General features: G+C 64.3%; 25 protein-coding genes and 1 pseudogene. 18 read left to right on the top strand and 8 right to left on the bottom strand.

Going from position 1 to position 24,434, the window contains the following annotated elements:
• Positions 1–52 precede the first annotated feature (52 nt).
• Positions 53–1,378, bottom strand: coding sequence for an FAD-dependent oxidoreductase (locus ACSC1P_RS02305; RefSeq protein ID WP_435358513.1), 1,326 nt, complete (start codon positions 1,376–1,378; stop codon positions 53–55).
• 113 nt (positions 1,379–1,491) lie between these two features.
• Positions 1,492–2,868 carry a TIGR00341 family protein gene (locus ACSC1P_RS02300; protein ID WP_435358512.1) on the bottom strand — a complete coding sequence of 459 codons (1,377 nt, stop codon included), beginning with the start codon at positions 2,866–2,868 and terminating at the stop codon, positions 1,492–1,494.
• A 151-nt stretch (positions 2,869–3,019) separates the two neighbouring features.
• On the opposite strand from ACSC1P_RS02300, the gene ACSC1P_RS02295 reads away from it, so the two are divergent.
• From ACSC1P_RS02295 to ACSC1P_RS02265, 7 genes and pseudogenes are all read left to right on the top strand, one after another.
• Entirely contained in the window at positions 3,020–4,402 is a 1,383-nt protein-coding gene (locus tag ACSC1P_RS02295) for a DUF389 domain-containing protein (RefSeq protein ID WP_435358511.1), read from the top strand.
• On the top strand, positions 4,399–4,683 hold the full coding sequence (locus ACSC1P_RS02290) for a DUF357 domain-containing protein (RefSeq protein ID WP_435358510.1): 285 nt from the start codon (positions 4,399–4,401) through the stop codon (positions 4,681–4,683). The genes ACSC1P_RS02295 and ACSC1P_RS02290 overlap by 4 nt, the downstream gene beginning before the upstream one ends.
• A gap of 130 nt (positions 4,684–4,813) precedes the next feature.
• On the top strand, positions 4,814–5,086 hold the full coding sequence (locus tag ACSC1P_RS02285; RefSeq protein ID WP_435358509.1) for a winged helix-turn-helix domain-containing protein: 273 nt from the start codon (positions 4,814–4,816) through the stop codon (positions 5,084–5,086).
• 58 nt (positions 5,087–5,144) lie between these two features.
• Entirely contained in the window at positions 5,145–5,453 is a 309-nt protein-coding gene (locus ACSC1P_RS02280) for a DUF8036 family membrane protein (protein WP_435358508.1), read from the top strand.
• 290 nt (positions 5,454–5,743) lie between these two features.
• Positions 5,744–6,251 (top strand): annotated as a pseudogene (locus tag ACSC1P_RS02275) (DUF7282 domain-containing protein).
• 245 nt (positions 6,252–6,496) lie between these two features.
• Positions 6,497–7,468 carry a transcription initiation factor IIB gene (locus tag ACSC1P_RS02270; protein WP_435358507.1) on the top strand — a complete coding sequence of 324 codons (972 nt, stop codon included), beginning with the start codon at positions 6,497–6,499 and terminating at the stop codon, positions 7,466–7,468.
• Positions 7,469–7,571: 103 nt separating this feature from the next.
• Positions 7,572–7,751 carry a DUF7836 family putative zinc-binding protein gene (locus tag ACSC1P_RS02265; protein WP_435358506.1) on the top strand — a complete coding sequence of 60 codons (180 nt, stop codon included), beginning with the start codon at positions 7,572–7,574 and terminating at the stop codon, positions 7,749–7,751.
• On the opposite strand, the gene ACSC1P_RS02260 is transcribed toward ACSC1P_RS02265, so the two are convergent.
• Positions 7,752–8,159, bottom strand: coding sequence for a translation initiation factor IF-2 subunit beta (locus ACSC1P_RS02260; protein ID WP_435358505.1), 408 nt, complete (start codon positions 8,157–8,159; stop codon positions 7,752–7,754).
• Positions 8,160–8,405: 246 nt separating this feature from the next.
• Between ACSC1P_RS02260 and ACSC1P_RS02255 the strand changes: the two genes are divergently transcribed.
• On the top strand, positions 8,406–8,645 hold the full coding sequence (locus tag ACSC1P_RS02255; RefSeq protein ID WP_435358504.1) for a UPF0058 family protein: 240 nt from the start codon (positions 8,406–8,408) through the stop codon (positions 8,643–8,645).
• A gap of 157 nt (positions 8,646–8,802) precedes the next feature.
• Here the strand turns inward: ACSC1P_RS02255 and ACSC1P_RS02250 are convergent, their stop codons facing one another.
• Entirely contained in the window at positions 8,803–9,270 is a 468-nt protein-coding gene (locus tag ACSC1P_RS02250; RefSeq protein WP_435358503.1) for a DUF555 domain-containing protein, read from the bottom strand.
• Between the two features lie 156 nt (positions 9,271–9,426).
• Between ACSC1P_RS02250 and ACSC1P_RS02245 the strand changes: the two genes are divergently transcribed.
• From ACSC1P_RS02245 to ACSC1P_RS02220, 6 genes are all read left to right on the top strand, one after another.
• Positions 9,427–10,383, top strand: a complete 957-nt coding sequence (locus ACSC1P_RS02245; RefSeq protein ID WP_435358502.1) for a DNA-3-methyladenine glycosylase family protein — start codon at positions 9,427–9,429, stop codon at positions 10,381–10,383.
• A 320-nt stretch (positions 10,384–10,703) separates the two neighbouring features.
• A complete protein-coding gene (locus tag ACSC1P_RS02240) occupies positions 10,704–11,672 on the top strand; it encodes an NAD-dependent epimerase/dehydratase family protein (RefSeq protein WP_435358501.1) in 969 nt (322 codons plus the stop codon).
• A gap of 184 nt (positions 11,673–11,856) precedes the next feature.
• Positions 11,857–13,902: a hydantoinase/oxoprolinase family protein gene (locus tag ACSC1P_RS02235; RefSeq protein WP_435358500.1), complete on the top strand. Its 2,046-nt coding sequence runs from the start codon at positions 11,857–11,859 to the stop codon at positions 13,900–13,902.
• Positions 13,899–15,707: a hydantoinase B/oxoprolinase family protein gene (locus ACSC1P_RS02230; protein WP_435358499.1), complete on the top strand. Its 1,809-nt coding sequence runs from the start codon at positions 13,899–13,901 to the stop codon at positions 15,705–15,707. The genes ACSC1P_RS02235 and ACSC1P_RS02230 overlap by 4 nt, the downstream gene beginning before the upstream one ends.
• Before the next feature lie 82 nt (positions 15,708–15,789).
• Positions 15,790–16,287 (top strand): DUF5518 domain-containing protein, encoded by a 498-nt coding sequence (locus ACSC1P_RS02225; protein WP_435358498.1) that lies wholly within the window; start codon positions 15,790–15,792, stop codon positions 16,285–16,287.
• A 70-nt stretch (positions 16,288–16,357) separates the two neighbouring features.
• On the top strand, positions 16,358–16,846 hold the full coding sequence (locus ACSC1P_RS02220) for a MaoC/PaaZ C-terminal domain-containing protein (protein WP_435358497.1): 489 nt from the start codon (positions 16,358–16,360) through the stop codon (positions 16,844–16,846).
• Positions 16,847–16,881: 35 nt separating this feature from the next.
• On the opposite strand, the gene ACSC1P_RS02215 is transcribed toward ACSC1P_RS02220, so the two are convergent.
• Positions 16,882–17,481, bottom strand: a complete 600-nt coding sequence (locus ACSC1P_RS02215; RefSeq protein WP_435358496.1) for an HdeD family acid-resistance protein — start codon at positions 17,479–17,481, stop codon at positions 16,882–16,884.
• 129 nt (positions 17,482–17,610) lie between these two features.
• The gene (locus ACSC1P_RS02210; protein ID WP_435358495.1) at positions 17,611–18,297 is read right to left on the bottom strand and encodes an HdeD family acid-resistance protein; all 687 of its coding nucleotides are present in this window, start codon (positions 18,295–18,297) and stop codon (positions 17,611–17,613) included.
• 288 nt (positions 18,298–18,585) lie between these two features.
• Here ACSC1P_RS02210 and ACSC1P_RS02205 point away from each other — a divergent pair, with 288 nt between their 5' ends.
• The gene (locus ACSC1P_RS02205; RefSeq protein ID WP_435358494.1) at positions 18,586–19,944 is read left to right on the top strand and encodes a metallophosphoesterase; all 1,359 of its coding nucleotides are present in this window, start codon (positions 18,586–18,588) and stop codon (positions 19,942–19,944) included.
• On the opposite strand, the gene ACSC1P_RS02200 is transcribed toward ACSC1P_RS02205, so the two are convergent.
• On the bottom strand, positions 19,904–21,589 hold the full coding sequence (locus tag ACSC1P_RS02200; protein ID WP_435358493.1) for an MFS transporter: 1,686 nt from the start codon (positions 21,587–21,589) through the stop codon (positions 19,904–19,906). The two genes, ACSC1P_RS02205 and ACSC1P_RS02200, sit on opposite strands and share 41 nt — an antisense overlap.
• The gene (locus ACSC1P_RS02195; RefSeq protein ID WP_435358492.1) at positions 21,586–22,194 is read right to left on the bottom strand and encodes an HdeD family acid-resistance protein; all 609 of its coding nucleotides are present in this window, start codon (positions 22,192–22,194) and stop codon (positions 21,586–21,588) included. Before ACSC1P_RS02195 ends, ACSC1P_RS02200 begins: the two co-directional genes overlap by 4 nt.
• Positions 22,195–22,396: 202 nt before the next feature.
• On the opposite strand from ACSC1P_RS02195, the gene ACSC1P_RS02190 reads away from it, so the two are divergent.
• The 3 genes from ACSC1P_RS02190 to ACSC1P_RS02180 all read left to right on the top strand — a co-directional run bounded on the left by ACSC1P_RS02190 (position 22,397) and on the right by ACSC1P_RS02180 (position 24,431).
• On the top strand, positions 22,397–22,597 hold the full coding sequence (locus ACSC1P_RS02190) for a hypothetical protein (RefSeq protein ID WP_435358491.1): 201 nt from the start codon (positions 22,397–22,399) through the stop codon (positions 22,595–22,597).
• 69 nt (positions 22,598–22,666) lie between these two features.
• Positions 22,667–23,545: an amidohydrolase family protein gene (locus ACSC1P_RS02185; RefSeq protein WP_435358490.1), complete on the top strand. Its 879-nt coding sequence runs from the start codon at positions 22,667–22,669 to the stop codon at positions 23,543–23,545.
• 55 nt (positions 23,546–23,600) lie between these two features.
• Positions 23,601–24,431, top strand: a complete 831-nt coding sequence (locus ACSC1P_RS02180) for a VOC family protein (protein ID WP_435358489.1) — start codon at positions 23,601–23,603, stop codon at positions 24,429–24,431.
• Positions 24,432–24,434: the final 3 nt, after the last annotated feature.

Genomic DNA, 24,434 nt, shown 5'->3' with positions numbered 1-24,434 from the left:
TGTGCGTAGACAATCACGCCATCGACAAAAAGCAATAACCCGAGTATTCAGGCTAGTCGTCCGCTTCCGCTGTGGATTTCGCCGCCGAAGCGGCCGCCCGCTCGAGGTTTTCTAGATATTCGTCCGCGTCGATGGCTGCTTTACAACCCATCCCGGCTGCGGTGACCGCCTGCTGGTAGTGATAGTCGACGACGTCGCCCGCGCCGAAGATGCCCTCGACACCGGTCGCGGTCTGATCGCCACCGAAGCCGCCCTGCGTCTTCAGGTAGCCGTCGTCGTCCATCTCGACGCCCGTTCCTTCGAGGTAGCCGGTGTTCGGCGTGTGGCCGATGGCGTAGAACACTGCGCCGACGTCGAGGTCGTACTCCGTCGTCTCGTCGTCGTCCAGTTTGTCCGTCGGGTGACCCTCGGGGTTCTCGACGAGCGTGACGTGGTCGACGCCGTCTGCCTGCGAGCCGTGAATCTCCGTGAGTTCGGTGTTCCAGAGGACTTCGATTTCGCCGTCGTCGGCCTTGTCCATCACACGGTCGATCCAGACGTCCTCCGCGCGGAACTCGTCGCGGCGGTGGGCGATGTACACCTTGTTGGCGAACTTCGTGAGGAACGAGGCTTCCTCCATCGCGGCGTCGCCGCCACCGACGACGAGCATGTCCTCGTCGCGGAAGAACGCGCCGTCACAGGTCGCACAGGTCGACAACCCGTAGCCCATCAGTTCCTCCTGGCCGGGCACGTCGAGGAGCCGGGCCGAGGCACCGGAGGCGGCGATGACCGCGTCGGCGGTGTACACGTCGCCGTTCGTCATCTCGACGCGGAACGGGCGCGAGGACGCGTCGACGTCCTTGATGATGCCGTTTTTCGTCTCGGCACCGAACTTCTTCGCCTGTTCCTTCATGTTGTTGATGAGGTCCGGCCCGGAGATGCCCTCTGGGAAGCCGGGATAGTTCTCGACGTCGGTCGTCAGGGTGAGCTGGCCACCCGGCTCGTCGCCCTCGATGACGAGCGGTTCGTTGTTCGACCGCGCCGCGTAGATGGCCGCCGTGAGGCCGGCGATGCCCGTTCCGGCGATAATCATGCGGCGGTGTTCGGTCACGTCGCCTGCGCCGTCGGCGTGCGCGATGCCGAGTTTCTCGTCGAGTTCGCCAGTCTCGTCGAGTGCCGAGGTCTCGTCCCAGCCACCGATAAGTTCGTCGTCGATGAACACTTCCGGAGCCGTCTTTCGCCCGTCTGCGCGCTCGACCATCTCGTCGAACAGGTCGTCGTCGCCGGTCACGTTGTACGTGACGTACTCGACGCCTTTCGCGTCGAACAGGTCCTTCGCCTTGTCACAGTACGGGCAGTTCTCCTTTGTATAAATCTCCACGTGCGGCGAGTCTGTCATGGACACAAGTAGCCGGTGAACCGGTTTTATAGTTGCGTTGTCGGGCATTGCTCGCGTCAGCCCGTCGTGTGATAGCATGACAAGACCGTTCAAAAACCCGGTTCGCGGACCGCTCACGCAGCCACGGCCGCACGCCCTAAACCGACGACAGACGGCGACGGGCGGGCTTGAGCCAACTCGACCGATTTCGGCGCAGTCTCACCGGACGACTGGCTCTCCGTGAACTGCACCGTCACGCGCACGTTCGTCCCTGTCCGCTCCTCGATAGCGCGCTCTAACTGTCTCGACAGGTCGGGGAACGCCTGGTCCGCCGGTCGGTTCACGACGACGGTGACGCCACGCTCACCCCCGTTTCCGAGGTCGATGCCGGTCATCTCCGTCGAAACCGAGACGAGTTCGAGTTGCGTGTACTCGTCGGTTTCCAGCGTGTCGGTGACTGCCTCGTTCGTCGCCGAGTCGAACGACGCCTTGCCGACGAGGACGGTGCCAGCGGCGGTCACGACGATGAGCAGGACGAACAGCGCGGACAGTACCGGCCAGTGGTCGCGCACGTTCAGCAGGCTTCGCGGCCCGTCCCACGGCGTCGGCCGGTAGCCGAGGTACCAGAGGACGGTGAACCCCGAGATGTTGACCGCGACGGCGTTCGCCACGAGTAGGACGAACGCGCCGATGGCGACCGACGGGTCACCCCACGCGAGACCGATGCCGACGGCGGCCGCTGCAGGGATAAGCGCCGCGGCTATCATGACGCCGACGAGCGAGACGGGGAGTGCGGTGGCGAGGCCGAACCCGCCAGCGCCGCCCGCACAGACTGCCACGAGGAGCGACAGCATGCCGGGCGAGATTCGTTTGGCGACCTGCCCGACCGAGGAGACTTGCAGTGAGACCGGCACGAGTGCGCCAGAGCGTATCATCACCCCGAGCAGTGTTGCGCCGACGATGGCCAGCGCGTAGCCGGCGAGTTGGGTCTTCACGCCGAGCCAGATCATCCGCCTGTCGTTCAGTGCCATCCCGACGCTGGAGATGAGCGCGCGGCCGACCTGCGGCGCGATGACCATGGCACCGACGACGATAGCCGGCGAGTCGAGCAGTAGGCCGATAGCCGCGACCGCCGCACTGAACAGCGTCATCGTGTAGTAGACCGTCGCGTTCCGGTGCATCCCGAGCGCCTTCCCGCGAATCTCTTCGGGCGTGACGGTGTCGTCCTCTTCGACCCCCGCGACGAACCGGTCTTCGAGTTCGTCGTAGTGGCGCGTCTTGGCCGTCTCCGCGCTCGAGATGACGGTGTACTCGCTGTCGTCGAACCCGGCACCGCGCAACTGGTCGAGGACGTACTCGACGGCTTGCATCGGCAGCGGGAACTCGATGAGGACGTTCTCCGACCCGTCGCGCGTCTCTGCGGTCACCACGTAATCTACGTTCTCTTCGTCCAGTACACCGACGAAATCGTCAATCCCGTCTTCGGGGACCAGCGCACGAACCAGCCGCATCTTGTGTGTCACGGTGCGCGTGCGGGGTAGATAATGTTACAGCCAAGTACCCCTCATCGAACGAGTGATAGATGACTGTCAACAGTCGAAGCACCGTCCGCTGCGACAATTTGGCTCCATCCTCATCCCTGTGGCAGATGTGGTCACCGATATGCGCCTCGTGGAACTCCGCGTGCCCGACGACGTCAGCGGGTCGGCGACGACGACACTCGACGACGCGGGTGTCGAGTACACCGTCATCGACCGTGGCTCGGCCCCGGGCACGATGCTCCTTCGTTTTCCCGTTCCCGCGGGAGCCGTCGATAGTGTGTTGCAACTCCTCTACGATGCCGGCGTCCCCGAAGACACGTATCTGACGGTCGCCGAGATCGAACGTGCCCAAGTCGCAGACCAGGGCGTCTCCGAGTACGTCGACGGCCCACTCGGGGACCTCGGCATCTCCCACCCCGAGATACGGAAACGGGCCGAGGACCTCCAGCCGAACCGACCGACGTACATCGCACTGGCGTTCCTCTCCGCGCTCGTCGCTGCTGCTGGACTGTTGCTCGACTCGGCCATCGTGGTCGTCGGCGCGATGGTCATCTCTCCGTTCGCCGGGTCCTCGCTCTCGGCGAGCGTCGGTGCGGTCATCGACGATTGGGACATGGTCGTCCACAGTACCGTCTCGCAGTTGCTCGGCCTCGCAATCGGCTTCGTCGGCGCGGCGTCGGTCGCCGCCGTCCTCCGCTGGACGCAATTCGTCCCGGAGAAACTCGTCGTGACACAGCTCGGCGTCCTCTCCTCGTTCGTCACACCGAACGTCCTCACGCTGGCCATCGCGGTGTGTGCTGGTGCGGCCGGTGCGCTCGCGCTGGCGACCGACCTCCCAGTCTCTATCGCTGGCGTGGCCGTCGCCGCGGCACTCGTCCCCTCGGCTGCCACCGCCGGCATCGGCACTGTCTGGGGCGACTGGGTGGTCGTCGTCGGTGCCGTGGTGTTGCTGGCGATGAACATCGTCTTCATCAACCTCACGGCGTACCTCACGCTCGTCGCGCTCGGCTACCGCTCGTCGGCCCTCCAGACCATTCGAGACGACCTGCGGCCGTCGGTTCGCGCCGGGGCGTACGGGCTGGCGATACTCGCGTTCGCCGTCGTCGTGGTCGTCACCGGTTTCGCAACCTACGAACAGGTCCGATTCGAGCGGACAGTCAACGACGGCGTGAACGACGTACTCGCACAGGGAGAGTACTCAGCGGTCGAACTGGACAGCGTCGCAGCCGAGTACCACGGTCTCGACACCACCGCCGGAACCGACACGGTGACCGTCGTGGTGAGCCATCCTGACGGTGAGTTCTACCCCGACTTGGCGAACGACCTTGAGGAACGGCTCGGAGAAGTAGTAGGCCAAGACGTGGCCGTTCGTGTCCGGTTCGAGACGTACCAGCAACCGGACGACGACCAGTCGGCGTCGGTGGCCCTCGAAAACCCGTCGTCCGTCAGCCCGCACTCCACGACGAAGGGCTTACCCCACCACCTCGCCTCGGTTCGCGCATGACCGCCGACCTCCACGAGAAGACGAACCGGTACCACGACCTGCTCGCCGAGGCACTCGACGTGTGTGAGGTCGCCCCCCAGACGGACACCCCGATGGGCGAGGCCGCACTCGAGTGTCTGGAGATGGCCCAGTCCTACCTCGACGACGGCGAACACTTCCGCGAGAACGACGACTGGGTGAACGCGCTGGCGGCGTTCTCTTACGGACACGCGTGGCTGGACGCGGGCGCACGGATCGGTCTGTTCGACGTCCCCCGCGAGGGCCACCTGTTCACCGTTTGAGTCGCATCGGCAGTTTGTCTCGGTAGCGACACGGTCGCCTATCCGGACACTCGACCCGAATTTCGCTGGCAACCGCCCTGCCTCGCCGTTGTCGATGGAATTACGTGGGGTGAACGTGTCGGGCAGGACGATGGAGGCGGTCCTGTGGTACGTATTGACCGGGACGCGAGGTGGTGAGAACCGTGTCCGCATCTTGCGTGCCCTCGACGAACGGCCGCGTAACGCCAACCAGTTGGCGGAGGACTTAGCACTCGACTACAAGACGGTGCGACACCACCTCGGCGTCCTCGCCGACAACGATATCGTGAAAGACAGCGGTGACGACTATGGCGCGATATACCTGCCGACCGACCAGGCCAGACACCACTGGGAGACGGTCGAGGACATCATGGAGCGTGTCTAACGACTATGGCCGAAATTGGGAAAGAGTATATCCACGACAGCAAGAAAGGAGGAGACAGATGAGCATCTGGGTCGACCTGGCGAAGGCGACGACGGTGGCAAACGTCGTGTTACTGCTCGCCCTCGGCTACGTGTGGGGCCGGAACTTCCTCAAGTTCCGCTCGAAGCACACGATGGGCCTGCTCGTCTTCGCCAGCCTGTTGCTGGCGGAGAACCTGCTGGTGCTCTACTACTACTCGTTAGACCCCCAGCTCTCAGAGTGGTGGCACGGCAGCAGCGTGCCGACCATCGTTTGGCAGTGGCAGATGGTGATACACGCCTTCCAGACGGTCGGGCTGGCGTTCCTCGCGTGGGTGACGTGGGACTGACCGTAGGAACGGACGACAACGACTGAGACACTCACTCGGACCCCACGCCCGCCGACTTTTCCTCGCTGCCGTCCCGTCGTCGACAGATTTCCACGCTCTACTGTAATACTCGAATCCGTTCGTAGCCACCGAGCCTGCATTCGCTACTTGGTCCAGAAAACCGCCACACTGCGGCGATACTTCGGCGAAAATTGGGTGCGTATCTGGTGGTAGTCTGGAAAATCGTTTTTTATACCCTCGGACAGGTTCGGAGTACGTGGCAACGCATCATCACGCTGGTGGTCGTCGCGATGCTCATCAGCTCTGGGCTGGCGGGCGTGGCGGCCGCCGACACCGAGACCGACGTGGCCGACGCGTCCGTAACGTTTACCCAACAAACCGCTGGCGGCTACACGGTAGTGGTCGACTCCGTGACGCTCACCGAGGGTGGGTTCGTCACGATACACGACGCGACGCTCGGCGATGGCGCACAAGGGCACTGACGGGGACGAGGAGTACACCTTCGACACGACCGAGGGTGAGAACGACGGCCCGTACATGGCCAACGGCGCAGGCGTCTCGGCAGCGTCCGTGAGCTACAGTGGCTCGATGCAGGACGGCACGACCACGATGGGCGACGACACCACGACCATGGGCGACGGCACTACGTCGATGGACGACAGCACGACCGCCATGGACGACATGACCAGCGAAACTGACGGTGGCGAGGGCGAAGGCACGCCCGGCTTCGGCATCGTCGCAGTCGCACTCGCTCTGGTCGGTCTCCTCGCAGTCGGCTTCCGTCGCGGGAGTAACTGACTCTCCCGAGACAGGCCGACTCCTCAGTAGCCGACACTGTTATACGTTTAGAGGAACCGATTTGCTTATCAAGTTTCTCCAATTTTCCGATGGACTCATATCCTCTTTGCAACAGAGTATTTAAAGTAAAGCAAAGATTTAAGTAGTTTCCGGTCTTACCTGTAGTGAGGGCAGCCGCCCCGCCCGAGGGAGGATTTTTTCACCCCACTGGCGACGCGACTCACCCCACACCGAGGGACACCATCATGAGCGATACAACCACCCGGACGAACACTGGCGAGGCAGAGACGAAGAAACAGGACGTGGCTGAGGAGCCGACAGTCTGCCCCGAGTGCAGTAGCTCGCTCGTCTACGACGAGGAGCACGGCGAGACGCTCTGTGGCGAGTGCGGACTGGTCGTCGACGAGGTCAACATCGACCGCGGCCCGGAGTGGCGCGCGTTCGACTCGAAGGAGAAAGACGAGAAGTCACGCGTCGGTGCGCCGACGACGAAGATGATGCACGACGACGGCCTCTCGACCAACATCGGCTGGCAGGACAAGGACGCCTACGGCCGAGCACTCTCCAGCCGCCAGCGCCAGAAGATGCAGCGCCTCCGCACCTGGAACGAGCGCTTCCGCACCCGGGACTCGAAAGAGCGCAACCTGAAGCAGGCGCTCGGCGAAATCGACCGGATGGCCAGCGCGCTCGGCCTGCCGAACACCGTCCGCGAGACGGCGTCGGTCATCTACCGCCGCGCGCTCAGCGACGACCTGCTGCCGGGACGCTCCATCGAGGGCGTCGCGACCGCGGCACTGTACGCCGCCGCCCGACAGGCAGGCGCACCGCGCAGCCTCGACGAGATGGCGATGGTCAGCCGCGTCGACAAGATGGAACTGACCCGGACGTACCGCTACATCGTCCGCGAACTCAAACTGGAGATCAAGCCGGCCGACCCGGAGAACTACGTGCCCCGGTTCGCCAGCGAACTCGGTCTCTCTGACGAGGCCGAACGCCGCGCCCGGATGCTGCTCGACAACGCCCGCACCGCGGGTATCCACTCTGGCAAGTCGCCCGTCGGTCTCGCCGCCGCCGCCGTCTACGCGGCCGCGCTGCTGACCAACGAGAAGGTCACCCAGAACCAGGTCTCGGACGTGGCGAGCATCTCCGAGGTCACCATCCGCAACCGCTACAAGGAACTACTCGACGCCTCCGACGCTGGCCTGACCTCGATGTAGGCCGGCTCGGTGGTCGCTCTCCCCTCACTTCTCCCCGTTTTCGTGACGAATCCGCACTCCACTGCGGCAAAGTTTTTCACCCGTGGCAGTGTTACCCAACCTCATGGTCGAAACCTACGTTCGCCTACTGTGCCCCGAGTGCGGGAAGGACTGGGAATCGGTTCCCAGTGAGCTACACGACCCGCGCGAGAACTACAGTTGCACGAACTGCCACGCGACCCGCCGGCTGGCCGAGTTCATGCGGACGGAGCGCGACCTCGAAACCCTCCGCCAGTTGCAGTAATCACTCGGTCGGAAGCGATTCTGACGTACCGCAGGCGTCACACCGCAGCGATTCGCCGCCGCCTTCTTCGAGCAGTCGCGTATCGGGCGAGCCACAGGCGTCGCATCGGACGTACGTCTCGACGTACTCGTCGAGTAGGTCGGCGACGCGCGCCTGCGCGAACGAACCCGCGAAGCGTGCCCGACCGGCGTCGTCGACCGTCGCACTCGTGCCGAGCGCACGCTGCAGGTTGCGCGCGAGGTGGTCTGGTGTCCGTCGAAGTGCGTCGGCAGTCTCGCCGACGTTCTCGTACACGGTCGCCGCACCGGCTTCAGTGACGACCGGGTCGGGCACCGAGAATCGTTCGTCAGACGACTCCTCGTCGTCCGTCTGTGCGATGGCTCTGTCGAGTTGGTCGTCGTATCCCATGGCGAGTCGTTGAACGGTCCGGAGTAAATACCGTGGCGGTCGTGCGATCGTCGCAGGGTCACCGACCCGGAATATCCCGGTACCGAAAAAGAAAGTCGTTCAGTACATTACCATCGACGATAAATACAACCAAATCAATTTATTTCACATGCGCTCTACACAGTGTTCCGGGGAAAATACAGACGACGTATGTTAGCGCTTCTCAGGATAATAATATAACCCTTGAACCGCAACCCTATTTTGGTTATGAAGAAGCAGGAGCTCATTCACCTTCACGGCCTGCTCGCAGAGGTAAGCAATCACTACGACACACGAACAGAGGGAGATCTCGCACTCGACGAGTACGAGTCCCTCGGAATTCGTCCGACATCGATTCACAAGTCGAAAACGGACCACAAAGCGGCCGTGTTTGCACTTGCGACGGGCATCACGTCCGACATGGACGGCACCGAAACCGAAGAAACGGTCCCAGTCTCCGCGGACTGAACCGCAGACCTAGTCCTGCGACGATCTCACCGAGACGAGCGATGCGTCCGGCCGCGCGCGAGCGATAGTCGGGGTCTCAGGGTGCGCGCGCGAGGCGACGCCACGAGAGAACTGCCGCTATCTGTCGGTGTACGCTCCTCATCGAGCTGCGCGCGCGTCACTCGATGAGGTCTTCGAACTCGGGGAGAATCTCGTCGCTCTCGCCGTCGCCGTCCGTGGCCGCTTTCGGTTCGGCCGCCGATTCCGCCGCTGTCTCTGCTTCTTCCTCGTCGTCCGCTTCGTCGTCCTCCTCTTCGAGGACCTTCACGTCCAACACTTCGAGTGGAATGTTCTCCAGTCGCATCCCGATCTCTTTGCGCGCGATGCGAGAGGCGTGTTCTTCACGCTCGACGTTGAACACCGTCATCTCCAGTTCGAGCGCCACGAGGGCTTCGTCGGCGGCGATGAAGGCGGGTTGGAGTTCCTCACCGCCGGGAGACGTGCGCGAGCCCATGTTGATTTCGACGTAGTTGAGGTCTGGATTCAGCATCTCGCCAGTTTTCGAGATGGCGATACGAATTGCCTCGTCCTCTGTCTCCACGTCGTACACAGGCACTGCAGCCTCGACGACCACTCTGCAGTTCATGTAAGCGTGTTACACACGGATTCCCAAAAAGCCTCACCTTGAACCGAAAGTCAGGGACGGAATAGGGATGAACGCTGGAGACGACGGCCAGCCGGCCCGAGTCCCGCGACGGCCGGTTTCGAAACCCAGATAGGCCGGTAGGCCAACCCACTGGTGATGCACTCCGGGTCGCTGTCGCTCGATTCGCTGTCTGGTGGTCTCGACTTGCGCGCCACGCTGGAGAGCGGCCAGTCCTACCTCTGGCGTCGAGAAGACGGGCACGCGTACGCCAGTGGCGACGCCGTCGCCGAAGCGGACGCTGCCGAGTCGCCATGGTACTACACTGTCTTGGACCTCGACGCGGCGGACCGCGCGGCGGTTCCCGCGCCGGACGACGAACCGCACGTCGTTCGGGCGCGCGTCGTCGACGACGAACTGGAGTGGGAGGCGACCTGTGACGCGCACGACCTGGTCGTCCACCTGCTCCGCCTCGACGACGACCTCGATGCCATCGTCGCCGACGCGCCGGACGACCCGTTCATCCACGACGCCTACGACGCCTACCGTGGGCTCCGACTCGTACAGGACCCGCCCTTCGGCTGTCTCGTCTCGTTCATCTGCTCGGCGCAGATGCGCGTCGAGCGAATCCACGAGATGGTTTCGTCGCTCGCGCGCGCCTACGGCGACGAAGTCTCGTTCGACGGCCGAACCTACCACGCGTTCCCACGCCCGGAACAACTCGCGGCCGCGACCGAAGCCGACCTTCGGGACCTCGGCCTCGGCTACCGCGCGCCGTACGTCCAGCGAACTGCCGAGATGGTCGCCACCGGCGAGGCGCACCCTGCGGACTTCTTCGACATGGGGTACGAAGACGCGCGCGACGCGATGACGACGTTCGTCGGCGTCGGTGACAAGGTCGCAGACTGTATCCTGCTGTTCTCGCTGGGCTACCTCGAAGCCATCCCGCTCGACACGTGGATGCAGACCGTCGTCGCCGACTACTACCCGGACTGCGACCGGGGGAACTACGCCGACACCTCGCGCGCGCTGCGCGACCGCTTCGGTGGCGAGTACGCTGGGTACGTCCAGACGTACGTGTTCCACCTCCTTCGCGTGGGCGAAGACTCGCCGTAGCCGTTTTCGGGGCCGGTTCGTGGCAGCACAGAAAAATGCGGAGAGCCGCTGGTGGTTATGAAGTATGGAGCCAGTGAGGGGTGCTCGTGTATGCTCCGCGAATCTTCCCCCTCCAATCCTCCGTACTGGACACACGAACTTCTATGCGGCGGTTGAGAGATAATGGCCGCATCGACGATACCGACTGAGTTGGCTACTTTCCACACGCCAGTAGCGCGGTAGATGACTTCCCGAACCGCCGCACGGCGCCCGGAAACCGGGGACGTGTACAGGGCCCGAAATGGCTGAACAGTTATACCTCGCTCGTGCGGACAGGACGTATGCGATGTTTTCTCACTGGCGCAACTGGGTTCGTCGGTGGCCGACTCGCACGGCGACTGCTCGACGACGGACACGAGGTAGTCGCACTCGTGCGGAATCCAGAGGACGCGGTCGACCTCGCCGAACTGGGCGGTGACATCTACGGCGGCGACATCACCGACAAGGACAGTATGCGGGCGGCTATGACGGACGCCGACTGCGTGTTTCACCTGGCGGCGTGGTATCGGGTCGGTGTCGACGACCCGAGCACTGCCGAGGCGGTCAACGTCGAGGGGACACGGAACGTCCTCGAACTCGCCGACGAACTCGGGGTCGGGAGAGTCGTCTACACCAGCACGCTCGCCGTGAACTCCGATACGAAAGGCGTCGTCGTCGGTGAGGACTACCGATTCGACGGCGACCATCTCTCCATCTACGACGAGACGAAGTGGCGTGCCCACTACGAAGTCGCCGAGCCGATGGCCGAGGCTGGCCTCCCGCTGGTCACGGTCATGCCGGGCGTCATCTACGGACCCGGAGACACCAGTCAGATGCGCGACCTCTGGGTCGACTGGTTACGCGGCGACCTGCCCGTGATTCCGCGACAGACCGCGTACTGCTGGGCGCACGTCGAGGACGTGGTCGAGGCACACGTGCTGGCGATGGAGGAGGGGACGGTCGGCGAGGAGTACATCGTCGCGGGCGAACCGTACACGCTGGTCGAAGCCAGCGACATCGTGGGCAAGAAGCCGCCGCGAGCGATTTCACCAAACTGGTTCCGCCTGCTCGCAGGCGTCGCTGGCGTCGCCGGGCACGTGGTGACGCTGCCCGAGACCTACAGCGCCGAGGCGCTGCGCGTCCTCGGTGGCACGACGTATCTGGGTGACAACTCGAAGGCGGAGGAGGAACTGGGGCTCGAACATCGCCCGTTCGAGGAGGGCCTGCGAGAGACGCTGGCGCACGAACGACAAGAACTCGGACTGGACTGAGTGCGGATTGTGTGACACGGACGGTCCGCCCCAGACGGCCGTCTCGACCGCGAAGACGCACCGTGGGGTGAGTGAACTTGAAACGTCTCGCTTGCGTGGGTGCGAGCATGCCGACAGCCCGCCTCACCCGTTTCGCGACGCCGACGATACTCGCTCCGACAGCCACCGACACGGAGGGCCGCCTGTGAACGAGGACGCACGGGTCGGCGTCGACATCGGCGGGACGTTCACCGACCTGGTCACCATCCGGGACGGGACCGTACGAGTGCTCAAGACGCCATCGACCCCGGAGAGCCCAGAGCAAGGTGTCATCGACGGCCTCGACGCGGTCGCCGAGCGAGACGGTGTCGACCTTGGTGCGGTCGACTTCCTCGGTCACGGAACGACCGTCGCCACCAACGCGGTCCTCGAAGGGACGTGGGCCGACACGGCACTCGTCACGACCGAAGGGTTCCGTGACGTCCTCGAAATCGGCCGGCAGGCCAGACCGGACATCTACGATTTCACCGCCGAGAAGCCCGACCCCGTCGTCCCGCGTGACCGTCGCTTCGAAGTCGGTGAACGACTCGACGAACGTGGAGCGGTCGTCGAACCGCTGGACGAACACGGCCTCGGGGCTCTCGTCAGTGACCTCGCGTCGACCGACGCCGAGTCGGTCGCCGTGAGCCTCCTCTACTCGTTCGAGAACGAGGACCACGAGCGACGCGTCGGCGAGCGCATCGAGGACGAACTCGACGTGCCAGTCTCACTCTCGTCGCGCGTCCTCCCGGAGATTCGGGAGTACGAGCGAACGCAGACCACGGCGCTCAACGCCGCGCTCAAGCCGGTGATGGAGCGCTACATCGGTCGGCTCGAATCGCGGGTCGCGTCCCGCGGCGTGGGCGTAGACCTGAAGATAATGCAGTCGAACGGCGGCATCATCACGGCCGACTCGGCGCGAGACCGGCCCGTGAACACGCTCTTGTCGGGACCAGCAGCGGGCGTGCAGGGTGCGACCTACGTCGCCGGACTCGCCGATATTGACGACCTCGTGACGATGGACATGGGCGGCACCTCCTGTGACGTGTCGCTGGTCCAGCACGGCGACCCGCTCGTCACGACCGACGTAAAAGTCGGCGACTACGCGGTCTCGGTGCCGATGATAGACGTGCATACGGTCGGGGCCGGCGGTGGCTCACTCGCGTGGATAGACGCGGGTGGTGCGCTCCGCGTCGGCCCACGCTCGGCCGGTGCCGAACCCGGGCCGGTCTGTTACGGTCGGGGCGGGACGAAGCCGACAATCACCGACGCCCACGCCTTGCTCGGGCGTATCGACCCGTCGAATTTCGTCTCCAGCGAGTTCGATGCGACCGGCAAACCGGTACGCGACGCGGTTTCGGAACACGTCGCGGACCCGCTGGACCTGTCCGTCGAAGAAGCCGCACAAGGCATCCTCGATGTTGCCAACGCGAACATGGCCCGTGCCCTGCGCGTCGTCTCGGTCGAACGGGGCTACGACCCCCGGGAGTTCGGCCTCGTCGCGTTCGGTGGCGCAGGCCCGCTGCACGCTTGCAGGCTTGCCGAAGAACTCGGTATCCCGAAAGTCGTCGTCCCCCGGACGGCGGGCGTGCTCTCGGCACTCGGCCTGCTCATCAGCGACATCCTCTACGACCACAGCACCTCGAAAGTGCGCCCGTGGGACGAGGTGACGCCGGGACCCCTCACGGAGACGTTCGCAACGTTCCGCAAGCGCGGGACGGCCCAGTTGGCCAGCGCGGACATCGACCCGGAGCAGATGCGCTTCGAACGCTCCGTCGACATGCGCTACGCCGGCCAGTCGTTCGACCTCACCGTGCCCGTCCCCGACGAGGAAATCGGGGCTGAGACACTGACGACGGTCGTCGAACGGTTCCACGACCGGCATCGCCAGCGATATGGCCACGCCTACACCGACGAACCGGTCGAACTGGTCACGGTCCGACTGCGTGCCCGAGGCGTCGTCGAGACGCCCGACCTGCATCCGGACGCGGTCGACGGGACGACCGAGGACGCTATCGCCGAGACGCGCCCCGTGGTCTACGACGGCGAGACGCACGAGACGCGGGTGTACGACCGCAAGCAGCTCCCGACCGGCGGGTCGTTCGACGGACCAGCAGTCGTCGAAGGACCGGAGAGTACCGTGGTGATTCACCCCGGCCAGTCCGCCGAAATCGACGAATACGGCACGCTGCTCGTGGAGGTGACCCGATGACCGAGATAGATTCGATCACGCTGGAAGTCATCCGTAACGCCTGTATCGCCATCTGCGAGGAGATGAACGCGAACCTCATCCGGACGGGGTACTCGCCGAACATCAAGGAGCGACGCGACTGCTCGTGCGCGCTGTTCGACGCCGACGCAGAGATGATTAGCCAGGCCGAGAACATGCCGGTCCACCTCGGTGCGATGCCGTTTTCGGTCGAGGCGGCCATCGACCGGTTTCCGCCCGAGACGCTCTCGCCGGGCGACGCCATCCTGCTCAACGACCCGTTCCACGGCGGCGCGCATCTGCCCGACCTGACACTCGTGACGCCCATCTTTGCCGGCAGTGACGAGGGCGAAGCCAGAGACGGCGATGCGGGAGGAGCGGGGGAGGGCGACGACGAGCCCGGCGAACTCGTTGCGTTCGCGGCGAACCGCGCCCATCACGCCGATGTGGGTGGCTCACGCGCCGGCAGTGTCGCCGCCGACTCGACCGAAATCTACCAAGAAGGGCTCCGCATTCCGCCGGTGAAACTGTTCGTCGGGGGCGAACCGAACGACGCCGTCTTCGAGATGATACTCTCGAACGTCCGGACGCCGGACGAACGTCGTGGCGACCTGCGGGCGCAAGAAGCCGCGAACCAGACCGGCCAGCGCCGCTTCCTCGAACTCGTCGAGAAGTACGGCCACGTCACGCTCACCGAGGCGCTGGCAGAGGTGAAAGACTACTCCGAGCGCCGGATGCGTGCCGAACTCGACGACCTCGACGACGGTACGTACGAATTTTCCGACGTGCTGGACGACGACGGCTGTGGCAACGAAGACCTCGCTATCGAGGCGGCAGTCACTATCACGGGCGACGAGGTCACGGTCGATTTCGACGGGACCGCGCCGCAGACGACCGGGCCAATCAATGCCGTCTTCGCGGTCACCGCCTCGGCGACGTACTACGCCGTTCGCTGCGTGACCGACCCCGACATCCCGCCGAATCACGGCTGCTACCGACCGATTACGGTCGACGCTTCGTCAGGAACCATCGTGAATCCGAACCCACCGGCGGCCGTCGTCGGCGGCAATCTCGAGACGAGTCAGCGCGTGACCGACGTGGTGCTCGGCGCACTCGCGAAAGAGTCACCCGAGCGCGTCACCGCGGCCGGACAGGGGACAATGAATAACGTCACGTTCGGGGGCACCGACCCGCGAAACGGCCGTCCGTACGCCTTCTACGAGACGCAAGGTGGCGGCTTCGGTGGTCGCGCGACCGGCGACGGGATGGACGGCGTCCACGTCCACATGTCGAACACGATGAACACGCCCGTCGAGGTGCTGGAGACCGCGTATCCCCTCAGAGTCCAGCGGTACGAACTCCGCGAGGACTCGGGCGGTGCGGGCCAGTTCCGGGGCGGCCTCGGCCTCCGCCGGGACATCGAAGTCCGCGACCACGAAGCGCAGTTCAGCCTGCTCGCGGACCGACACGAGCACCAGCCCTACGGACTACTCGGTGGCGGGCCAGGCGAATGTGGCGCGGCATACCTGCTCTCGGAGGGCGAGTCCGAGCGACTGCCACAGAAGTCGACGCACGAACTCCCGCCCGGGACGACGGTCAGTCTCCGGACACCCGGGGCTGGCGGCTACGGCGACCCGGCCGACCGCGACCCCACGGCCATCGCGCGAGACGTGCGCCTCGGAAAGGTGTCGGTGGCAACAGCGCGCGAGGCGTACGGTGAGGAGTGGACTGAAGCCGGTCTCGGGGACGAGTTGGTCGAAGCCGATTCCGGCGACGACCACTCGGGGGACGAAGAGACCGAACGCTGAGTCTGTGACAGCTGCGACGGCCGACTGACGACCCACGATACCCCTCCACAGGTTTATATGATGAGATGGACAAATATCGTGCATGGTCAACTTCGACAAGCACGGCGAGGGGAACAGCTTCTGGCTGAGTGCAGTACTCGGGGCTGTCGTGGCGACCGTCTTGACGGTGCTGCCGTTCTCGCCGATCCTCGGCGGGGCGGCGTCATCGTATCTCCGAAAGGATACGGACAAGAGCGAGAACATCAAAGTCGGTGCCGCCTCGGGCGCGCTGTTCATGATTCCCGGAGTGCTCGTCTTCGGACTCCTGTTCGTGTTCCTCGGCGGGCTCGGGCTGTTCACCGCGTTCGCCGGTGACGGCGGCGCGGGACTCGCGTTCTTCATGTTCATCTTCGCCGTCATCGCCGTGTTCGCCGTTATCGGTGCGCTCTACACCATCGGCCTCGGCGCGGTCGGTGGCCTGCTCGGCCACATGCTGTGGGAGGACGACTTCCGCCGCAACAGTGGCACCTACGGTGGCACGTCGACGTACGAGGACTACGGCTACGACGACACGCAGTACGAGACCGACGACGCGTACTGAGTCGGTGCCATCGGTTCGAGACCGGCGACGACAGCACCCTTTTTATCGACCCCCGCTGAATCACTCGTTCATGGTCTACAGTTACGAACCCCACTACTTCGAGGACATGGAAGAGGGAATGACGTTCCAGAGCGCCGGCCGGACCGTCACCGAGTCCGACTTCGTCTTCCACTCGATGTTCGCCGACGACTGGACCGAACTCCACACGAACGCCGAGTACTCCGAGGAAGGTCCCTTCGGCAAGCGCATCGGCCACGGTCCGATGACGTTCATCCTCACGACCGGGATGGTCCAGCGATGTGGGTTCGTCGAGCGCACCGTCATCGCCTTCCTCGGGATGAACTACATGGACGTGCCGAATCCGATGTTCATCGACGACACGATTCAGGCCGAGTTCGAGGTCACAGAGACGAAAGAGTTCGAGTCGCGCGACGACGCCGGACTCGTCGTCATCGACGCGGAGACGACGAATCAGGACGGCGAAATACTGCTACAAGGAGACATGAAATTCATGTTCAAGCGCCGAGACTTCTACGGCGACAAGCCCGGAAGCCCCTGAATCCGGTCGAATATCGGTTTTTCCAGTAGCGTCGCTCAGACACCGCCAGCGCGTGGTGCAGGCGGTGTCGTCTCGTCGCTCGCCGTCTCGTCACTCGCCCCGAGCGACAGTATCAACAGTGCCAGCCCAGTCACGACGAGCGTCGCACCGAACAGGCTCCCGATACCCACTGCGGTCGACACGACACCGAGCCCGAGCAACACCGACGCGACGAGTGAAAACGCGCCCGAGAGTATCGGTGCCTGCCAGTTTCGGTGACCACGGATACCGACACCGAGCAGAATCTGGACGATACCCGCCGCCGCGAACTCGGCGATGAGCAAGAGCGTGACCGTCGTCAGTCCGAGCGTCGGGTTCGCGATGATGAGCACGCCCAGTACGAGGAAGACGACGGCGAGTAGGGCCTGCCAGACGAAGCCGGTCCACTTCGGGGCGGCCAGTGCGTTGGCCACCTGCAAGACGCCGGCGACGCCCAGTGCCGACCCCACGACGAACGCGAGCGAGAAGCTGCTCACCATGGGGAAGACCACTGCGAACAGGCCGAGGAGGACGAGGCCGGCCCCCACGTACCGAAGCGCGGTCTTACTCGGTCCCTGTTGCTGGTCTGTCGTCGTCGGTGTCATCGTCGGTAACATAGTGGTCTCTCTCGGATGTTGTGTGCAGTGGATACAGTCGTCGGTCGGGTCGGCGGTGCGGGACGTCGGTAGTGAACCGACGCCCGAGTGTGGACGAGTCAGCAGGTCAGCAGTGCAGGTGTGTCACGCTCAGACACCGGCACCGGGTTTCGCGGCCGGCGGGGCGACGCCGGACTCGACGGTCTTCTTCGTACCCATGGCGAGCATGATCATGGAGATGCCCGACACGAGCAGGTTCGCACCGAACAGCAGGCCGACGGCCCACGCTGCGGTCGAGGGAAGGCCCATGAACAACAGGACCCCCACGATGATGCCGAGGACACCACTCGCGATGAGCCAACCCCAGTTCGGGTGTCCCCGCGTCTTGATGCCCATCCCGATTTCGACGATGCCGCTCACCAGGAAGTACGCGATGAGCAGGAACGTCAGCGAGGCAAGTCCGAGGACCGGATTCGCCAACACCAACAACCCAGCGATACCGTAGATGGCTGCGAGGATGGCTTCCCAGACGAACCCAGTCCACTTCTTCGCGGAGAACGCGTGCGCAATCGTCACGAAGCCAGCGACGACGAGTGAAGCCCCGAACAGAAGCGTGAGTGCGACGCTGGTAAAGAACGCGAATATCATCGCTAACAGGCCGAGAATCGCGAGGATAGCACCGGTCGCCATCAGGGTCCGCCAGGAGTTCTGGAGGCCGAGGGCGGTCAGTTCCTCTTGCGTCATGGTCACCGCCGTCGTCGTAGTCGTCTCTTCGGTCTCGAACTCTGTCGTCTCGTCGGTCGACTTCTCGTCCGACGGAGTGTCGTCGATACTCATGGTCACTCACTGTACGCGCTGTCAGGCGTTAGCTAATGACCGCGTCAAATCGGGAGACGTCCAGCAGCGGTCCGAAAAGTCGTCGTGGACTTCGCGTCGAAGTGAGTGCTCGGTCCGGTAAACTGTTTTCCCGTGGAACCGGGACGCAGCGAGACGACCGGCGGTCCCGAGCGAGCGATTCGACGTGTCGGTGTGTCGGTCCGAAGCCCGTTAGTCGCCCCGGTCGTTTGAGGAGACCGCTGAAACGACAGCGCGTCTATCACCATCGAGACCCTCTCTCTCGGTAGTATGGCTGCAGTGTACTACTTCATCAGCGACCTCCACATCGGCGGCGACGACGAACTGCAAGAGTGCGCGTTCGAGTCGGAACTCATCGCGTTTCTTCAGTCGCTGGCCGAGACGGACGAGGACGCAGAACTCATCATCAACGGCGACCTCTTCGGCCTCTGGGAGTTCACACAGGTGACGGGCTTGGCGAAACTCGACTCGCTCGTCGAACACCATCCGGAGCTGTTCGAGCAGTTCCGGAAGACGGGTGAGACGGTCCAGATAACGCTCATCCCGGGAAACCACGACGCCGAGTTGGCCGGCTATCCCGACTACGTCACACGACTCGCGGCGTACAACATCGACCTGCAGAACGAAATCCACCTCGTGCGTGCGGTCGGGTCACGGCGCATCTGGATCGAACACGGGATGCAAGAGGACCCGAACAACCGCCTGCCACAGTTCGGCAATCCGTTCGCGAACCCACCCGGCTACTTCGTCAACCAGCGTGTCACTGGGAAGGCTGGACAGCTCTCAGAGCGTGGGAAGTACAACTGGCTCAAGGACATCCAGTCGGTGACACCGATGGACGACATCCCGTGGTGGATGATTTCGAACTACTACTACCGCGAGATGAGCCCGTTCCTCAGGTACGCGTCGCTCCCGTTCCTGTTGCTGTTCAACGTCACGCTGCTCTGGGTCGCCGGGGCGACGCTCGAACACGTCGGTATCCTCAACACACAGGTTTTCTCGAACCCCGACCTGTTCCGCCAGTTCGGCTTCGTCGGCGAGGCGTTCAACCTCGTCCTCCTGCTCAACTTCGTCATCATGGGCCTGCTCATCGCGCTCTCGATACCGGTGTTCTTCCTGCTGCGTGACGCGAAACAGACGCTTCGCCGGTTCGGCCTGCTGAGCTCTGAGAAGGTCGTACAGGAGGAAGACGCGCACTACGTCGACGCCGCGCTCGAAGTCTTTTCGACGCACCCGAACGTCGCGGCGTTCATATACGGCCACACGCACCGCCCCTCGCTACGGCGTATCGACAGTCGTGCTATCATCAACACGGGGACGTGGCTCAAACGCTTCGACCGGATTCCCGTCCGGTTCGGCCTGCTCCCGCCGGTCTACCGGCCATCGTTCTGTCTGAACTACTTTCGCCTCTCGGCCGACGAGGACCGGGTCGTCGTCGAATATCAGACCATCGAGAAGGAGACGCCCCACGAACTCACACCGCTGCAGCGGGTGCTGGTCGGTCGTAAGCAGCCACTCGCGCCGATTCCGGAACGAACCGTCCTCGAACCGGCCGACGACAGGGTAGTGGACGAAGCGGTCTCTCCCGTCAGTCGTCAGCCCGGTCGGGGACCGGGTCGACCGGCGTAGTCTCCATCGGCACATCTCCCGTCTTCCCTGCCGGGAGGAACGACGAGGTGAGCGCGAGTGCGACGACGAACAGGCCGAGGAGCAAGACAGTGTTTCTGAAGCCCTGGACCGTCGCCACGTCGATGATGGAGAGGAGGTCCTGTTGCACCGCCGGCGGGAGCGATTCGACGAAGGCGGTCTTCTCCTGCTCGGTGATGTACTCCGTCGTGTCTTCCAGTTTGACGATGAGTTCACGCCGTTCGGTGGCCGTCGCCGCCAGTCCGGCGCTCGTCAACACACGGTCGACGACCGTGCCGAAGACGGACGTAAGCAGGAACGACCCCATGACGGCGGTCCCGATGGACGTGCCCATCCAGTTCACCGCCATGCTCCCACCCGACGCCTCCATCGTCTCGTCCGCCTCGACGGTCGAGAGCGTGAGATTCACGATGTTCGCCATGATGAGACCGATGCCGACACCCTGGACCAGCATCGGGAGCGCCATATCCACCAGCGTCATCGACGGCGCGCTCGCCGTGTACAGCAGCGCGAGACCGACGGCCACGATGAGGATGCCGGCCTGAATCAGCCGCTTCCCACCGAGGGTGGCCGTGAGCCGTGCCGTCCCGAGCGAGACGGCGAACACGGCCATCGAGAACGGCAAGAGCGCGATACCGGTCTGGAACGCATTGTAGCCGAGTCCCCCTTGCAGGAACACTGGCACCACGAACAGAATACCGCCGAGGGCGACCCACGCGATGAAGTACGTCGAGAGGCCGCCGAGATACCCACCGTTGCCGAACAGACTCGTCCTGACGAGCGTGGGACCGCCGACCCGTACTTGCTTGTACTGCCAGTGGACGAAGCCGACGAGGAGCGCGATGCCCGCCGCGACGAGTATCGGGGTCGGGGACAGCCCCAACAGCGAGACCTCGGTGCCCGCGATTTCGACCGGTCGAAGCGCCTTCCACCAGCCGTAGTGCCCGCTGAGGAGGACGCCGATGGTGACCAGCGAAAGCCCCGTGACCGACAGGGCCGCGCCGACCCCGTCGATGGACCCGTCAGGCTCGGGTCGGTGCTCGGTCAGCCGGAGCGCCAGCAGGAACGTCGGGACGGCGATGAGCGCTTCCAGGCCGAAGCCCCACCGCCACGTGAAGAAGGTCGTCAACGTGCCACCGACGATGGGGCCGACCGCCGCCGCCGCGGCCTGGACACCGGTCAAGATGCCGAACGCGAGCGCGCGCTCGGTGGTTTCCCGGTAGACCAGTGGCAGAATCGCGTACGAGAGCGGGAGCAAGATAGCCGCCCCGAGGCCTTCGATGATGGACCAGCCGAGCCAGAGCACGTAGATGTTCCAACTGATGGCCGCGAGAATCGTCCCCGTGGTGTAGATACCGAGTCCGACGAGGTACATCCGGCGGAGACCGTAGACGTTGCCGAGTTTCGCCCCGACCATGACGAACGCGGCCATGACGAGTGCGTACAGCGAGATGGCCGCCTGCACGGCCGTCACGCTCGTGTCCAGGTCGGCTACGATAGCCGAGATAGCGACCGTCATCATCGAGGTGTCGATGACGACGATGAGCATCGCCGAACACACCACGAGCAGCGGAAGCCAGTGTTCGAGACGAGTGCGCAGACTGCGCTCGGTCGATTCGTCGCTCATAGCTGTTCCTCTGCGAACGTCGACTCGGGCGGTTCCGTCTCCTCGGCCGGTTCAGACGCGGGACGACCCCGCAGTGCGGAGACGATGACCGACAACCCGACCACGGCGACACCTGACCCGTACAGCAGGCCGAGAGCCCAGACTGCGTCGCTCGGCCACTCAGTTATCAGGAGTGTCGCGACTACCAGGAGGGCGAATCCCGTGAGTAGTGACTGTTGGCGGTCCTCCGTACGGTTCGCGAGTGCAGCGCCGATTCGCAGCAATCCCACGCCGCCGTAGAGGGTGGCGAACATGACCGCGAGCCGCGTCAACCCGACAGGAGCCAGAACGAGCAAGAGACCGACGATGAAGAAGCCGACCGCTTCGCCCAGCGTGACGAACGCGTTCCTGAACGAACCGGCGGCCTTCGCGTCGGCAGTCATGGCGACGCCGGCAGCCAACAGCACGACGCCGAGCCAGATGCGGATGAGGCTCCCCGCGACCGATGGCATCACGGCGATGAATATGCCCAGTCCGACGAGGATGATACCGAACGCGAGTCGTAGCCGCCACGCTGTCTGTGTTTCGCCCCCCGAGACGGTGTCTGTCGTAGTTCCAGTTGCCATGATACTCCCCGTGAGATATACGGGCCAGACGCGGATAGCGGCGCATTACTGGCCGAGCGATAACTCACGCGGCTGGGCTGTCCACTGCACTGTGTAACTCGGCCGGTTCGTGTCGACAGTGTTTCATGACCTGACTGTCGTGGTCCGACCCTGAACAGTCAGGCACGACGGCCTTACGACTGCCGGCTGTCGTTCGGTGCGAATGACCGACCCAGGTGGCGACGGCGGCGAGGATGCCATCGAGACAGACCCGACGCGTGACATGAGCCTCTTGGACGTGACGTTCGTCGGCGTCGGCGCGGTTCCGGAAGCGGTCGGGCGTCGGGTCACCTGTTCAGTTATCATGGCCACGGGCGACCGCGGTCTGCAATCCCGCGTCGAGCGTCTGTTCGGCGGCGAGTGACCATCGTGGGGACGCGAATTTCACGAACGAACAGGGACGTTTTTCACGTCGCCACGCGCAGTTCTGGACATGACTCTCCCGAGCGTGGTCGACCCGGACGACCCGAAGATCATCGACACGCACGCCCACCAGCCGACCGAGGAGTTCCTCTTCGACGCTGGCGGCGAGATGATGCAGGACGCGGCCGAGCGCTTCGGTAAGGAGATGGTCCCGAACTCCTACGGCGAGATGGTCGAGGAGTACCGAAACGTCGGCATCGACAAGGCCGTTCTGCTCGGCTGGGACGCCGAGACGAACACGGGTAACCCGCCGGTCCCGAACGAGTACGTCGCGGAAGTTCGCGACGACTACGACGACTTCTTCGTCGGGTTCGGCAGCGTCGACCCGCTCAAGGACGACTGTGTGGAAGAAGCCCGTCGCTGTGTCGAAGACCTGGACCTCGTCGGCTTCAAGTTCCAGCAAATCGCGCAGGGCTTCGACCCGTCGGACCCGCAGCACTACGACCTGTTCGACACCATCGAGGACCTCGGCGTGCCATGCGTCTTCCACGGCGGCAACTCGACGCTCGGTGCCTGCGCCCCCGGTGGCCGCGGCCTCAAAATCAAGTACGGCGACCCGATGCTCATCGACGACGTGGCCGCCGAACACCCCGACCTGCAGATACTCATCGCCCACCCCGCGTTCCCGTGGGAGAAAGAACAACTCGCCATCTGCCAGCAGAAGGGTAACGTCTACATGGACCTCTCCGGCTGGATGCCCGCGTACATCGACGAGCAGGTGCTCCACTACGCGAAGACGCTGCTCAAGGACAAGGTCATGTTCGGTACCGACTACCCGATGCTCGACCCCGCGAAGTGGCTCCACCAGTTCGCCGAACTCGACTTCCCGCCGGAGGTCCAGCGCAAGATTCTCTGGAAGAACGCCGAAGAGTTCCTCGGTCTGAACTAAGCGACACGACGACCGTCGGGAATCGACTTTTCTGCCTGCGCGACGCGCAATAGCCATGGACCTATTCCTCGACCACGTGGCGACGGCGTGGCGCGACCTCGACGACGCTGTGGCCGCGCTCGACGCGGTCGACCTGCCGAGTGAGTACGGCGGCGAACACGCGGACGGGACGACCGAGATGCGTATCGTCGGGTTCCCCGACGGGTCGTACCTCGAATGCATCACGAACACCGGTGCCGAGCCACCGGTCCGCTGGCCCACGTTCATCCACGAGGACGCCGGACCGTGCGCGTGGTGTCTCGGTACCGACGACGTGCGCGGGTTCATGCACCGGTGTCTCGATTCCGGCGAGCGCGTCGCCGGACCGAACCGCGACGGACGCCGGCGACCAGACGGTACCCAGGTCGAGTGGGAGACGGCGACGGTCGGCGACGACCTGGGCCTGACGCTACCGTTCGCCATCGAGGACCGGACACCGAGGCGCTACCGCGTCAGCCCGAATCCGGCCCTCGACGGCAGTTCGCTGGTGGGACTCGCGGAGGTCCTCGTGCTCACGGCCGAACCCGACCCACTCGTTCGCTCGCTCGACCAGTTGCTGCGGCTTCCTCGACCGGAGCAGGTCGATGCCGACGAGTTCGGTGCGACACTCCATCGCTTCGCGGGCGCGCCTGTCGCTGTCGCGGAACCGACCAGCGACCGATTGCGCCAGCGACTCGACACGGTCGGGTCGGCCGTCTGTGCCGTCCTCGTCGAGACGGACGATTTCGACGCGGCCAGCGAAGCGTTCGCGCTCGGGGACGAGCTGTCCTGGGGTGACGACCGAGTGGCGTGGTTCGACCATCCGTCGCTCGACGGCCGCGTCGGGGTTGTCGAGTACGGCTGGTAACCG

This window comes from Haloarchaeobius caseinilyticus (genome assembly GCF_051207395.1).
GTDB lineage: Archaea > Halobacteriota > Halobacteria > Halobacteriales > Natrialbaceae > Haloarchaeobius.
Note: the sequence above shows the minus strand (reverse complement) of the source record. Positions and strands in the feature narration are given on the sequence as shown.

Bases quoted from the DNA above. Each gene is read 5' to 3' on its own strand.
- ACSC1P_RS02305 (WP_435358513.1), bottom strand. From the start codon at position 1,378: ATGACAGACTCGCCGCACGTGGAGATTTATACAAAGGAGAACTGCCCG.
- ACSC1P_RS02300 (WP_435358512.1), bottom strand. From the start codon at position 2,868: ATGCGGCTGGTTCGTGCGCTGGTCCCCGAAGACGGGATTGACGATTTC.
- ACSC1P_RS02295 (WP_435358511.1), top strand. From the start codon at position 3,020: ATGCGCCTCGTGGAACTCCGCGTGCCCGACGACGTCAGCGGGTCGGCG.
- ACSC1P_RS02290 (WP_435358510.1), top strand. From the start codon at position 4,399: ATGACCGCCGACCTCCACGAGAAGACGAACCGGTACCACGACCTGCTC.
- ACSC1P_RS02285 (WP_435358509.1), top strand. From the start codon at position 4,814: ATGGAGGCGGTCCTGTGGTACGTATTGACCGGGACGCGAGGTGGTGAG.
- ACSC1P_RS02280 (WP_435358508.1), top strand. From the start codon at position 5,145: ATGAGCATCTGGGTCGACCTGGCGAAGGCGACGACGGTGGCAAACGTC.
- ACSC1P_RS02270 (WP_435358507.1), top strand. From the start codon at position 6,497: ATGAGCGATACAACCACCCGGACGAACACTGGCGAGGCAGAGACGAAG.
- ACSC1P_RS02265 (WP_435358506.1), top strand. From the start codon at position 7,572: ATGGTCGAAACCTACGTTCGCCTACTGTGCCCCGAGTGCGGGAAGGAC.
- ACSC1P_RS02260 (WP_435358505.1), bottom strand. From the start codon at position 8,159: ATGGGATACGACGACCAACTCGACAGAGCCATCGCACAGACGGACGAC.
- ACSC1P_RS02255 (WP_435358504.1), top strand. From the start codon at position 8,406: ATGAAGAAGCAGGAGCTCATTCACCTTCACGGCCTGCTCGCAGAGGTA.
- ACSC1P_RS02250 (WP_435358503.1), bottom strand. From the start codon at position 9,270: ATGAACTGCAGAGTGGTCGTCGAGGCTGCAGTGCCTGTGTACGACGTG.
- ACSC1P_RS02245 (WP_435358502.1), top strand. From the start codon at position 9,427: ATGCACTCCGGGTCGCTGTCGCTCGATTCGCTGTCTGGTGGTCTCGAC.
- ACSC1P_RS02240 (WP_435358501.1), top strand. From the start codon at position 10,704: ATGCGATGTTTTCTCACTGGCGCAACTGGGTTCGTCGGTGGCCGACTC.
- ACSC1P_RS02230 (WP_435358499.1), top strand. From the start codon at position 13,899: ATGACCGAGATAGATTCGATCACGCTGGAAGTCATCCGTAACGCCTGT.
- ACSC1P_RS02225 (WP_435358498.1), top strand. From the start codon at position 15,790: ATGGTCAACTTCGACAAGCACGGCGAGGGGAACAGCTTCTGGCTGAGT.
- ACSC1P_RS02220 (WP_435358497.1), top strand. From the start codon at position 16,358: ATGGTCTACAGTTACGAACCCCACTACTTCGAGGACATGGAAGAGGGA.
- ACSC1P_RS02215 (WP_435358496.1), bottom strand. From the start codon at position 17,481: ATGTTACCGACGATGACACCGACGACGACAGACCAGCAACAGGGACCG.
- ACSC1P_RS02210 (WP_435358495.1), bottom strand. From the start codon at position 18,297: ATGAGTATCGACGACACTCCGTCGGACGAGAAGTCGACCGACGAGACG.
- ACSC1P_RS02205 (WP_435358494.1), top strand. From the start codon at position 18,586: ATGGCTGCAGTGTACTACTTCATCAGCGACCTCCACATCGGCGGCGAC.
- ACSC1P_RS02200 (WP_435358493.1), bottom strand. From the start codon at position 21,589: ATGAGCGACGAATCGACCGAGCGCAGTCTGCGCACTCGTCTCGAACAC.
- ACSC1P_RS02195 (WP_435358492.1), bottom strand. From the start codon at position 22,194: ATGGCAACTGGAACTACGACAGACACCGTCTCGGGGGGCGAAACACAG.
- ACSC1P_RS02190 (WP_435358491.1), top strand. From the start codon at position 22,397: ATGACCGACCCAGGTGGCGACGGCGGCGAGGATGCCATCGAGACAGAC.
- ACSC1P_RS02185 (WP_435358490.1), top strand. From the start codon at position 22,667: ATGACTCTCCCGAGCGTGGTCGACCCGGACGACCCGAAGATCATCGAC.
- ACSC1P_RS02180 (WP_435358489.1), top strand. From the start codon at position 23,601: ATGGACCTATTCCTCGACCACGTGGCGACGGCGTGGCGCGACCTCGAC.